Raw genomic sequence first — 11683 nt, 5'->3', positions numbered from 1 at the left:
CTACGCGTCGCGCGTGCGAAGGACGGCCCACGCGGCCAGCAGACCGCCGACCACCCAGCAGCCGAGGGTGAGGAAGGCGACCGGCGCATCCAGCGTCGCCGTGTCACCGGGCAGGATCGCGCTCTGCGCGGCGGCGACGGGGAGGTAAGCGGAGGCGTCGATCACCCAGGCCCAGGCCTCTCCCGCCATCGCGAAGAAGCTCGCGACGATCGGCAGGACGAACAGCAGACCGACCGTCGCCGCGATCGCTCCGGCACCCGAGCGCAGGATGAAGCCGAAGGCCACGCCGATCAGCGCGAAGACGGCCATGGCGAGGGAGGCGACCACGATCGGCAGGACGGAGGCCGCGGGGTCCGACCAGTCGATGCGCTGCTCCCGTCCTGCGACCACGGGGGACACGGCGGCCGCCGCGGCGCCGAAGATGACCAGCGACGACAGGAACAGGAAGCCCGCGAGCACGAGGGCCTTCGCCAGCAGCACGGACCCGCGGATCGGGTCGGCGGTCAGCGTCGAGCGGATCATGCCCGTGGAGTACTCGCCGGTGACCGAGATCGCCCCGATGATGCCGGCGAGCAGCATCGTGAACTGGATCGGCATGACGACGGCCTGGATCGGGTCGAACCCGGGGGCATCGATCGCCTGGGCGATGAGGACGGCGATGCCGATCGTCAGCACGGCGGCGATCGCGATGGACCACCACGTCGACCGGAGGGTGATGAGCTTGATCGCCTCGCCGCGCACGGCGCGTGCGAAGGTGAGGCGCCGACCGGAGTCGACGGCAGGGGGCGTGAGGGCCGGGGTCGTCACGGCGGGGGCGGCGGTCATGAGAGCTCCTTCGTGCGGTACTCGACGGCGTCGCCGGTGAGGGCGAGGTAGGCCTCTTCGAGGGACCCGGTGGTCGGGGTGAGTTCGTGCAGCGGGATCCCGCGCTCCGCGGCGAGGTCGCCGATGCGCGCTGCCGGGAGCCCCGCGATGTCGAGCAGGTCGGGAGCGGCGCTGACGATCTCCACGTCCGGACCGCCCACCGCGGCCACGAGGTCGGTCGGGCGGGGTGTCCGCACGCGCACGCGGTTTGTCGTCCAGGAGCGCACCAGCTCGGCCAGCGGAGCGTCGGCGAGGACCTTGCCCCGTCCCATCACGATGACGTGGTCCGCGGTCTGCGCCATCTCGCTCATGAGGTGACTGGACAGCAGGACCGTTCGGCCCTCGGAGGCCGCATGCCGGACGAACTGTCGCACCCAGCGGACGCCCTCCGGGTCGAGGCCGTTGACCGGCTCGTCGAGGATGAGGGTGTGCGGGTCGCCGAGCAGTGCGGAGGCGATCCCGAGGCGCTGCCCCATGCCGAGGGAGAACTTCCCGGCGCGCTTGCGGGCGACCGCGCCGATGCCGGCGAGCTCGATGACCTCGTCGACGCGCGACGTCGGGATGCCGTGCGTGGCGGCCATGGCCCGGAGGTGGTCGCGTGCGGTCCGACCGGTGTGCACGGCCTTGGCATCGAGGAGCACGCCGACCTCGGTGAGGGGCGCCCGGAGCTTGCGATACTCCTGGCCGGCGACGGTCGCCCGGCCGGCCGACGGACGGTCCAGCCCGACGATCATGCGCATGGTCGTCGACTTCCCTGCGCCGTTCGGTCCGAGGAAGCCGGTGACGGTCCCCGGCTGCACGGTGAAGGACACGCCGTCGACGGCGGTCTTGTCCCCGAATCTCTTGGTGAGGCCTTCTGCGGTGATCATGGTCCCCACGCTACGGACCGTCGGGGCGCGGCGCGTCCTCCCGGAGGACGATTCCCCGGTGCGGTGCGATCGTCCTCCGGGAGGACGGCGCCGTGGAGGACAGGTGCCCGCGGAGGCTCCGATAGTGTCGAGAGGTGACTCCCGCCCGCCGCCTCCCCGCCCCTCTGGCGCTCGGGGGAGCCGTCGCGATCGGGGTCATGACCGCGATCCAGGCGCGCATCAACGGGGTCCTGGGCGTGCGCGTCGACAACGGCATCGTCGCCGGCTTCCTGTCCTTCGCGGTGGGGCTCGTGGCCCTCGCCGTCGTCATCTCCTTCCTGCCTTCGGCGCGCGGTGGCGCTGCGCGCCTCGGTCGCGGCATCCGCGACCGGAGCATCCCGTTCTGGATGCTCCTCGGCGGAGCCTGCGGCGCTCTCACCGTCTCCACCCAGGGGCTGACGGCGGGCATCCTCGGCGTCTCCCTCTTCACGGTGGGTGTCGTGGCAGGGCAGACCCTGCACGGCCTCGTCCTCGACCGCATCGGCTTCGGGCCGGCGGGCGTCGTGGCCGTGACCCCCGGCCGGGTGATGGGCGGCGTGCTCGCGCTCGCCGCGGTGGGGATCTCCCTCTCGGGCGATGTGCTGGCGACCGCCCCGCTGTGGATGCTAGTGCTGCCCTTCGCCGCCGGTGTCGGCATCGCCTGGCAGGCCGCGACGAACGGTCGGCTGGCCCAGCGCGTGCAGTCGCCGATCGCCGCCACCCTGATGAGCTTCATCGCGGGAACCCTGGTCCTGGCGGTCGCCGCCGGCATCAGCGTCGCCGTGCGGGGGTGGCCGGCCGCGCTGCCGACCGAGCCCTGGCTCTACCTCGGCGGCTTCCTCGGTGCGGGCTACATCCTGCTCGGCGCCTTCATCGTCGCGCACACGGGCGTGCTGCTCATGGGGCTGGGATCGGTGCTCGGGCAGCTCGTGACGTCCGTCGTGATCGACCTGCTCTGGCCGGCGCAGGCGGGACCGGCGCTGTGGCAGGTGATCGCGATGGTCATCGTGGCGGTGGGCTCGGTGCTGGTCGCGGTGCCCTGGCGTCGACGCCGGCTCTAGGAGCGGCTCTTCTTCGCGGCCTTCTTCGCCTTCTTCTTCGCCTTCTTCTTCGCCTTCTTGCGGGCTTTCTTCTCGGCCTTCTCGGCCTTCTTCCTCTCGGCCTCCTGCGCCGCCGCCTCGGCTGCCGCCCGCTCCTCCGGAGAGAGCTTCGGCGGCCGGGTGAGAAGCGCGCGGGCGTCGACCGTCTTGCGCCTGCCGGGACTCTTGCCCTCGGGCTTCGCGCCGACGTAGAGCCAGCCGAGGAGCTCCTCGTCGGGGCCCAGCCCGTGCATGCGCGCCACGGGCTCTGAGCGCGTGTAGTGTCCGGTGCGCCAGATGACGCCCCACCCCGCCTCATCGAGCAGCAGGCTCAGCACATGCGCGACGCCGGAGGCCACCGCCTCCTGCTCCCAGCGCGGCACTTTCTCGCTCGGACGGTAGCTCGCGACCACCGCGATGAGGAGCGGAGCCCGCAGCGGCTTCGTCGACGGCTCCGCGTCTCCCTGAGCCTCGGCGATCGCGGCACCGAGCGCCTCGCGGTCCGCGCCGCGCAGCTCGATCAGACGCCAGGGGCGCAGCGAGGAATGGTCGGCGACGCGGCCGGCGGCGCCGACGAACGTCACCAGCTCCTCGCGCCCCGGCGCGGTGTCGCCGACCTTCGACCAGGACTGCCGTGCGCGGACGGCGTCGAGGGCGCTCACGACTCGTCGGGCGTGAAGTTCAGCGCGATCGAGTTCATGCAGTAGCGGTCACCGGTGGGGGTGCCGAAGCCGTCCGGGAAGACGTGGCCGAGGTGCGAACCGCAGGTCGCGCAGCGGACCTCCGTGCGCACCATGCCGAGACTGTCGTCCTCGAGCAGCTCGACCGCATCCGGCCGGACCGACTCGTAGAAGCTCGGCCAGCCGCAGCCCGAGTCGAACTTGGTGCCGCTCTTGAAGAGCTCCGCACCGCAGGCGCCGCAGGTGTAGAGGCCGGCGCGCTCCTCATCGAGCAGCTCACCCGTCCAGGCGCGCTCGGTCGCCGCCTGGCGCAGCACGGCGTACTGCTCTTCGCCGAGCTCGTCGCGCCACTCGTCTTCGGTCTTGTTCACGCTGTAGGGCATCGTGTCCTCCTGAGTCCTCTCCATTCTCCCTCGTGCGAGGGCGTCGGTGGCGCTTCGCGTCAGAATGGACGCATGACCGACGCCGTGCAGGAGCGCTATGCCCGATTCGCGGCGACGGAGGCTCCTGGGCGCAGCGCGCTGTACGCGGAGTGGGCGGCCGGGGTCGCCGCCGACCCGGAGATCAGGGAGCTTCTGCGACGGATCCCGCCGACCCGACGCCAGCCGCCCCTCGTCTTCGCCGTGTCCCGCCTGCTCGGCGCCGGTCACGGACCGTACCGGGAGTGGCGTGAGTTCGTCCTCGCGCGGGCCGACCGGCTCGTCGCCGAGTGCACCCGGCGCGCCCTGCAGACCAACGAACCTCTGCGGACCGCCGCTCTGCTGCCCGTGCTCTCCGAGATCGACGGGCCGATCGCACTGCTGGAGATCGGCGCCGCGGCGGGCCTGTGCCTCTACCCCGATCGCTACTCGTTCCGCTTCACCGACGGAGAAGGACGCGTCCGCCGCGCCCTCGATCCGCTCGACGGCCCCTCGACGGTGCTGCTGGAGAGCACCGTGTCCGGAGACCTGCCGCCGCTGCGCCTGCCCGAGGTCGTGTGGCGCGCGGGTATCGACCTCGCCCCGCTGGACGCGGCGGCCGCCGACGACCGGCGCTGGCTCCGCGCACTCGTGTGGCCGGGGGAGGAGGGGAGGGAGCAGCGCATCACCGCCGCGCTCGACATCGTCGCCGCCGACCCTCCGCTCCTCGTCGCCGGCGACGCGGCCGCCCACCTGGACGATCTGGCGGCGTCGGCTCCGGCGGACGCCACTCTGGTCATCACGACCCCGGGGGTGCTGGTGCACATCCCGCGGGCGGAGCGGACGGAGCTCGTCGCCACGATCGCGGGACTGCCGGCGCACTGGGTCACGATCGACCCTCCCGGCCTCCTCGACGTGTGGGAGCCGCCGGTCGCCGTGGAGACCTGGCCGGGCTTCGTCGTCGCGCACGACGGCCGCGTGCGCGCCGCCGCGGATCCGCTCGGCGCGTGGTGGGAGTGGCGCGCCGGGGATCGCCGTCCGACGACCTAATCTGAGGGCATGTCCGCAGACCACCTCACGGAGCGCGATCGCGCGATCCTCGCCCTGGAGGCCGCCTGGCCCCGCCACGGCGGCATGAAGGAGGAGGTCATCCGCAGCAGGCTCGGCATGAGCGCGGCGCGGTACTACCAGCTGCTCGGGCGGCTGATCGACTCCGAGGCCGCGCTCGAGTTCGACCCGATGCTCGTGCGGCGGCTGCGTCGGCTCCGCGACGCCCGCGGCGCCAGACGGGCCGCGCGGATCCCCGGCTTCACCGGCTGAGCGGACGCCGACCGCACGGATCGGGCCCGTCGCGGACCGGTTTGCCAGGGACGTGCCGCTAGCATCGAGGGGTGTCCAAGCCCCCCCGTGACCGTTTCGACGAGGTCCCCCGTTCCACCGGACGCGTAGGAGCGCACCGCGCCGAAGCCCCGGGCATGAACGGCTGGGTCGTGCTGCTGTGGTCGTTCGTCGCCGCCCTCGTGCTCATCATCGCCGGCATCTTCGGCGCCCTGGCCGTCATGGGGCGGATCGAGCTGTTCCCCGATGCCGCGCCGTCCGCGGTCGCCACGCCGGAGGAGACCGGGGTGATCGACCCGACCTACTCGGTGCTGATCCTCAACGCGACCCCGGACAACGGCCTCGACGACCAGATGCGCGACACCCTCATCAACGCCGGCTGGGCGGCGGACACGGTGCTCGCCAGCGACAGCGAGAGCGACGACTTCGCCACGACGACCGTCTACTACGTCAGCGCCGAGGACGAGGAGGCGGCCATGGGCCTCGCCGGCGTCATCGGCGGTGCCGAGGTGCAGCAGAGCGATTACTACGCGGGTCAGACCGAGGACGGCCAGAAGCAGCTCACCATCGTGATCGGCGTCGACCGGGCCGCGTCGGTGCCCGAGACTCCCGCGCCCTGACGCCCGTATCCCTCTCGGATCGCACGGCTTGCACTCGATGGTGTCGAGTGCCAGAATGGCGTTAGCACTCTCTCACTCTGAGTGCTAAACCCACCGTCTACGTCCAGGAGGGACGACAAAACTCATGGCAAAGATCATCGCCTTCGATGAGGAGGCCCGCCGCGGCCTCGAGCGTGGCCTCAACATCCTCGCCGACGCGGTCAAGGTGACCCTCGGCCCGCGTGGTCGCAACGTCGTGCTCGAGAAGAAGTGGGGCGCCCCCACGATCACGAACGACGGTGTCTCCATCGCCAAGGAGATCGAGCTGGACGACCCGTACGAGAAGATCGGCGCGGAGCTCGTCAAGGAGGTCGCCAAGAAGACCGACGACGTCGCCGGTGACGGCACGACGACCGCCACGGTCCTCGCCCAGGCCCTGGTCCGCGAAGGCCTGCGCAACGTCGCGGCCGGTGCCGACCCCATCTCCCTCAAGCGCGGCATCGAGAAGGCCGTCGCCGCGATCACCGAGGAGCTGCTGAGCACGGCGAAGGAGATCGACTCCAAGGAGCAGATCGCCGCGACCGCCTCCATCTCCGCCGCCGACCCCGCGATCGGCGAGCTCATCGCCGAGGCCATCGACAAGGTCGGCAAGGAGGGCGTCGTCACCGTCGAGGAGTCGCAGACCTTCGGCACCGAGCTCGAGCTCACCGAGGGCATGCGCTTCGACAAGGGCTACCTGAACCCGTACTTCGTCACGGACCCGGAGCGCCAGGAAGCCGTCTTCGAGGACCCGTACATCCTCATCGCGAACCAGAAGGTCTCCAACATCAAGGACCTCCTGCCGATCGTCGACAAGGTGATCCAGGACGGCAAGGAGCTCGTCATCATCGCCGAGGACGTCGAGGGCGAGGCTCTCGCGACGCTCGTGCTGAACAAGCTCAAGGGCATCTTCAAGTCGGTCGCCGTCAAGGCTCCCGGCTTCGGCGACCGTCGCAAGGCGCAGCTGCAGGACATCGCGATCCTCACGGGCGGCCAGGTCATCACCGAAGAGGTGGGCCTGAAGCTCGAGAACGCCACGCTCGACCTGCTCGGCCGTGCGCGCAAGGTCATCGTCACCAAGGACGAGACCACGATCGTCGAGGGTGCCGGCGAGGCCGACCAGATCGAGGGTCGCGTCACGCAGATCCGTCGCGAGATCGAGAACACCGACAGCGACTACGACCGCGAGAAGCTGCAGGAGCGCCTGGCGAAGCTCGCCGGTGGCGTGGCCGTCATCAAGGCCGGTGCGGCGACCGAGGTCGAGCTCAAGGAGCGCAAGCACCGCATCGAGGACGCCGTCCGCAACGCGAAGGCAGCCGTCGAGGAGGGCATCGTCCCCGGTGGTGGCGTCGCGCTCATCCAGTCCGGCACGAAGGCGCTCGACGCTCTCTCGCTCGAGGGCGACGAGGCGACCGGTGCGAACATCGTGCGCGTCGCGATCGAGGCTCCGCTGAAGCAGATCGCGCTGAACGCCGGTCTCGAGCCGGGCGTCGTCGCCAACAAGGTCTCCGAGCTCCCCGCGGGCCAGGGCCTGAACGCCGCCAGCGGCGAGTACGGCGACATGTTCGCACAGGGCATCATCGACCCGGCGAAGGTCACGCGTTCCGCGCTGCAGAACGCCGCGTCGATCGCCGGCCTGTTCCTCACGACCGAGGCCGTCGTCGCCGACAAGCCCGAGAAGGTTGCTGCTCCCGCGGGTGACCCCACGGGCGGCATGGACTTCTGATCCTCTGAGAGGTTCAGAGACCCCGTCTCACGCAGAAAGCCCCCGGCTCCGGCCGGGGGCTTTCTGCGTCCCTCAGCGGAAGAGGCTCGCCGAGTACTGATCCGCTTCGGCGTACTGGGTGGCCACGGCGCCGAGCGATGTGCCGATACCGTCCAGGACGAGCTCGACGTGCTGCTGGGCGCCCTGCCACTCCTCGGCGCAGCTCTGGAAGGCGGCCGAGGCCGTGCCGACCCACGCGGTCTGCAGGTGCCGGAGCTGAGACATGAGCGTGGCGGATTCGGCGCGCAGGCGCTCGATGGTGGCGCGGGTCGCGGCTTCTGCCGCGTGGACGGCGTCGGTGTCGACGGTGAAGACGGTCATGGGATCTCCCTTCGAGGAAGCTCCGACGGTACGGGGGCTGCAGCGCCGTCGGAGAGGCGAGACCGCGTCCGGTCCGGAAGCCGGGAGAAGGGACGCGCCGCGAGAGATCTGTGCAGGAGCGAGTGCCTACGGGAGGTCGTCGAGCCGCTCCAGCGGCTGCGTGTCCTCGAGGAGATGCTCCGGGGTCGAGCGCGCGGGGGCGAGCGGGAGCGTGACGGTGAAGGTGGCGCCGCCTCCCGGGCTCTCCGACACCGCGATGTCGCCGTTGAGCGCCTTGAGGATGGAGGCGACGATCGCCAGTCCCAGGCCGGAGCCGCCGGTCTCCCGCGCGCGGGAGGTGTCGGCTCGCCAGAACCGCTCGAAGATCTGCTCCCGGATCTGCGGCGGGACACCCTCGCCGTGGTCGACGATCGAGATGCTCGCGGTGCCCGCCGTGCGGTCGGAGTCCACGACGATCTCGATCGGGCTGTCCTCGGGGGAGAAGCGGCGGGCGTTGCCCAGGAGGTTCGTGACGACCTGACGGACCTTGTTCTCCTCGCCGAGCACGATCGGCGGTGTACGCACCGGGATGTCGGCGACCTCGGTGAAGTCGATGGCCGGCGGCTGCTCCTGCGGCCGCGCGCGGCGACGAAGGCGCGACAGGGTGGCACGGGGGCGCGGCTTCGGCGCGGGCTCCGGGGCGATGGGCACCACCGGGGTGCGGATGGGTGTGGTCGGGACGTTCTCGAGCGTGCGGTCGATCACGGAGATCGTGCGGCCCGGAGCTGCGGCCCGCACGTCGAGGGCGGCATCGCGCGCGATGGGGCGGAGATCGAGCGGGACGATCTGCGGCTCGCGCTCCTCGTCGAGTCGGGCGAGCGCGAGGAGGTCCTCCACGAGGACGCCCATGCGGATCGCCTCCTTCTCGATGCGCTCCATCGCCCTGGCGGTGTCCTCCTCGCCCTTGATCGCGCCCATGCGATACAGCTCGGCATAGCCGCGGACGCTGACGAGCGGAGTGCGCAGCTCGTGACTGGCGTCGCCGATGAAGCGTCGCATGTGCTGCACGGTGCGATCGCGCTGGGCCAGGGAGCGATCCACCCGATCGAGCATCGTGTTGATGGCCGCGTTCAGGCGCCCGACCTCGGTGGTCGGCTCCAGGTCGGTGAGCCGCTGCCGGAAGTCGCCGGCGGCGATCGACATGGCGGTCTGCTCGACCTGCCCGAGCCGGCGGAACGTCAGCGTCACGAGTCCGCGGGTGAGCAGAGCCGCGACGAGGATCGTGATGAGGGCGATGGTGATGTAGATCCCGAAGTACTGGCTGATGATGCGGTCGGCCTCGGCGAGGGGGAGCGCCACCATCTGGATGCTCAGCGGGTCGCCCTCCTGCTGCACGACGGCCGCGGCGGCGTGGTAGACCCGGCCGTCCGTGTCCTCGAGGGCGAGCACCTGATCCTCGTTCGCCTGGGCGTCCGACAGGGAGTACTCCGCGGGGAAGACCGGGGCACGACCGGAGGCGCTGGGGGCCGTCGCACGCAGGGCGCCCTCCGCATCGTAGATCGCGAAGGAGAAGTCGCGGGGCTTCTCGTCCCGCGGGGTGTACGTGGTCACGCCGTCGATGGTCGTGGTGTCGAAGTACCGGTCGACGAGGTCGCTGGTCACCAGTGCCGGAAGCTGCGCGTTGATGTTCTCGACCAGGGCGTTCCGCAGCAGCGGCACCGTCCCGATCCCGGCGACGAGGAGACCGAGGGCGAGCACGGCGACCGTGACGCCGGTGACCTTGGCACGGAGGCTGATGCGCCGCCACCAGGCGGTGACCGCATCCGGCTTGTGCGCCATGCGGTCCTCCCTCGTGCGGCGGCGATGCCGTCCGGGGACGGCGGGTGCGGGCTCGACGGTCTCAGACCGTCTTGCCCACCTTGAGCATGTACCCGAAGCCGCGCTTCGTCTGGATCAGCGACTCCTCCGTGTGCGGATCGATCTTGCGACGCAGGTACGAGATGTAGCTCTCGACGATGCCGGCGTCGCCGTTGAAGTCGTACTCCCAGACGTGGTCGAGGATCTGCGCCTTCGACAGCACCCGGTTCGGGTTCAGCATGAGGTAGCGGAGGAGCTTGAACTCGGTCGGGCTCAGGTCGATCGGCTCCTTGCCGACGTGCACGTCGTGCGTGTCCTGGTCCATGGAGAGCTCGCCGGCGCGGATGATCGACTCCTCGTCGGCCTGCATCGTGCGGCGGAGGATGGCCTGGGCCCTGGCGACGATCTCGTCCAGGCTGAACGGCTTGGTGACGTAGTCGTCGCCGCCGGCGTTCAGGCCCTCGATCTTGTCCTCCGTGCCGTCCTTGGCCGTGAGGAAGAGGATGGGGGCGGTGAATCCGGCGCCGCGGAGGCGCTTGGTCACGCTGAACCCGTTCATGTCGGGGAGCATGACGTCGAGGATGATGAGGTCCGGCTCCTCCTCGAGGACGGCGGAGATCGTGGCGGCGCCGTTGGCCACCGTCTTCACCTGGAACCCGGCGAAGCTGAGACCCGTGGAGAGCAGGTCGCGGATGTTGGGCTCGTCGTCGACGACCAGGATGCGCGCAGCAGTCATGACCCCATTATGGTGACTTCGGCCATGCGCGGGCTGATTATCCTGCGGAACGGCGTGGATGCGGTCGATCCGTCGGCGGGTGGATGTGCCGCACAGGCGGCCCGGGGGAGGATCGAGGCATGAGTTCGATCGAGGACGCCACCGCCGCCCCCGTCACCCCGTCCGCGCCGTCCCCCGAGGTGTCCGAGCGCGGGCTCGAGTACCACCGTCTGGCGCTCCTCCGCCCGCGCCCCCGGTGGTGGAAGCCGCTGCTCACCGGCCTCCTGGGCATCGCGTTCTACCTCGCGATCCTCGTGCTCGTCGTCGTGCCGCTCGTGGTCGTGTCGGCCCTGGTGCCCGGGTGGGGCGCCGAGCTGCAGATGCTGTTCCGGACCACCGCGTACTTCCAGCTGGACCGTCCGTGGCTCCTCGTGGCGCTCGTGCTCCCGCTCATCCTCATGATCCCCGCCCTGCTCCTGGCCTCGCGGGTCGTTCAAGGACGAGGCGTCGGGCTCCTGTCGTCGGTCACCGGGCGGCTGCGGATGGACTGGCTCGGTCGGACCCTCGGGCTGGCGTCCGCGGTGTTCGTCGTCTACTTCGCCGTGGTGCTCGGCTGGTCGGCGGCCCTCGGCGATGCGGTGACACCGGACTTCTCCCACCCCGGGCTCCTGCTCATGGTGGTGCTCCTGCTCGTGCTGATCCCGTTCCAGGCCGCCGCGGAGGAGTACGTCTTCCGCGGCTATCTCATGCAGCTCGTCGGGACCTGGCTCCGGCACCCCGCCTTCGCGATCCTGCTGCCGGTGCCGCTGTTCGTGCTGGGGCACGGCTACGACGTGTGGGGTGCGGCGAGCGTCGGCCTCTTCGCCGTCGTCGCCGCCTGGCTCACGTGGCGGACGGGCGGGCTGGAGGCGGCGATCGCGCTGCACATCGTGAACAACCTGATGATCTTCCTGCTCGGCTCCGTCGCCGTGGTCGATGCGAACGCCACCTCGGGGTCGCCGGTGGATCTCCTGGGCTCGGCCGCGGCGATGCTCGTCTTCGCCGTCGTCGCAGACCGCTGGGCGCGCCGGAGAGGGATCACCCGGACCGCGTCGCCCGCCGCCGTCGCCCGCGGGACGCATCTCCTCCCGGGGAGGATGCACGGCTGAGCGCCGCGACCCTG

Annotated in this window: 12 protein-coding genes and 1 pseudogene; 6 read left to right on the top strand and 7 right to left on the bottom strand. The window is 70.9% G+C overall.

Annotated elements, in window-relative coordinates:
• Both AB0300_RS01320 and AB0300_RS01315 read right to left on the bottom strand, forming a co-directional pair.
• The gene (locus AB0300_RS01320) at positions 1-825 is read right to left on the bottom strand and encodes an ABC transporter permease (protein WP_366215324.1); all 825 of its coding nucleotides are present in this window, start codon (positions 823-825) and stop codon (positions 1-3) included.
• On the bottom strand, positions 822-1733 hold the full coding sequence (locus tag AB0300_RS01315) for an ABC transporter ATP-binding protein (RefSeq protein ID WP_025105520.1): 912 nt from the start codon (positions 1731-1733) through the stop codon (positions 822-824). Before AB0300_RS01315 ends, AB0300_RS01320 begins: the two co-directional genes overlap by 4 nt.
• Before the next feature lie 164 nt (positions 1734-1897).
• Between AB0300_RS01315 and AB0300_RS01310 the strand changes: the two genes are divergently transcribed.
• Positions 1898-2812: a DMT family transporter gene (locus tag AB0300_RS01310; protein WP_338567241.1), complete on the top strand. Its 915-nt coding sequence runs from the start codon at positions 1898-1900 to the stop codon at positions 2810-2812.
• Positions 2813-2961: 149 nt separating this feature from the next.
• Here AB0300_RS01310 and AB0300_RS01305 read toward each other — a convergent pair.
• A pseudogene (locus AB0300_RS01305) lies at positions 2962-3492 on the bottom strand (nitroreductase family protein); the annotation flags it as partial.
• Positions 3489-3893, bottom strand: a complete 405-nt coding sequence (gene msrB, locus AB0300_RS01300) for a peptide-methionine (R)-S-oxide reductase MsrB (protein ID WP_025105523.1) — start codon at positions 3891-3893, stop codon at positions 3489-3491. The gene msrB and the pseudogene AB0300_RS01305, both read right to left, overlap by 4 nt.
• A gap of 72 nt (positions 3894-3965) precedes the next feature.
• On the opposite strand from msrB, the gene AB0300_RS01295 reads away from it, so the two are divergent.
• From AB0300_RS01295 to groL, 4 genes are all read left to right on the top strand, one after another.
• Complete coding sequence (locus AB0300_RS01295; protein WP_338566516.1) at positions 3966-4958, top strand: DUF2332 domain-containing protein; 993 nt, start codon at positions 3966-3968, stop codon at positions 4956-4958.
• Between the two features lie 9 nt (positions 4959-4967).
• Entirely contained in the window at positions 4968-5228 is a 261-nt protein-coding gene (locus AB0300_RS01290; RefSeq protein ID WP_085606204.1) for a DUF3263 domain-containing protein, read from the top strand.
• Positions 5229-5299: 71 nt separating this feature from the next.
• Positions 5300-5866 carry a LytR C-terminal domain-containing protein gene (locus AB0300_RS01285; protein ID WP_029990089.1) on the top strand — a complete coding sequence of 189 codons (567 nt, stop codon included), beginning with the start codon at positions 5300-5302 and terminating at the stop codon, positions 5864-5866.
• A 124-nt stretch (positions 5867-5990) separates the two neighbouring features.
• Positions 5991-7610: a chaperonin GroEL gene (gene groL, locus AB0300_RS01280; RefSeq protein ID WP_366215323.1), complete on the top strand. Its 1620-nt coding sequence runs from the start codon at positions 5991-5993 to the stop codon at positions 7608-7610.
• 72 nt (positions 7611-7682) lie between these two features.
• On the opposite strand, the gene AB0300_RS01275 is transcribed toward groL, so the two are convergent.
• From AB0300_RS01275 to AB0300_RS01265, 3 genes are all read right to left on the bottom strand, one after another.
• Positions 7683-7970: a WXG100 family type VII secretion target gene (locus tag AB0300_RS01275; RefSeq protein WP_085606201.1), complete on the bottom strand. Its 288-nt coding sequence runs from the start codon at positions 7968-7970 to the stop codon at positions 7683-7685.
• 126 nt (positions 7971-8096) lie between these two features.
• The gene (locus AB0300_RS01270) at positions 8097-9788 is read right to left on the bottom strand and encodes a HAMP domain-containing sensor histidine kinase (RefSeq protein ID WP_085606199.1); all 1692 of its coding nucleotides are present in this window, start codon (positions 9786-9788) and stop codon (positions 8097-8099) included.
• Positions 9789-9849: 61 nt separating this feature from the next.
• Positions 9850-10542 carry a response regulator transcription factor gene (locus tag AB0300_RS01265; protein WP_025105529.1) on the bottom strand — a complete coding sequence of 231 codons (693 nt, stop codon included), beginning with the start codon at positions 10540-10542 and terminating at the stop codon, positions 9850-9852.
• Positions 10543-10661: 119 nt separating this feature from the next.
• Between AB0300_RS01265 and AB0300_RS01260 the strand changes: the two genes are divergently transcribed.
• A complete protein-coding gene (locus tag AB0300_RS01260) occupies positions 10662-11669 on the top strand; it encodes a type II CAAX endopeptidase family protein (protein ID WP_172400106.1) in 1008 nt (335 codons plus the stop codon).
• Positions 11670-11683 lie beyond the last annotated feature (14 nt).

The sequence above is a fragment of the Microbacterium sp. NPDC078814 genome, from assembly GCF_040702645.1.
Lineage (GTDB): Bacteria > Actinomycetota > Actinomycetes > Actinomycetales > Microbacteriaceae > Microbacterium.
This window is presented reverse-complemented; position numbering and strand designations above follow the sequence as displayed.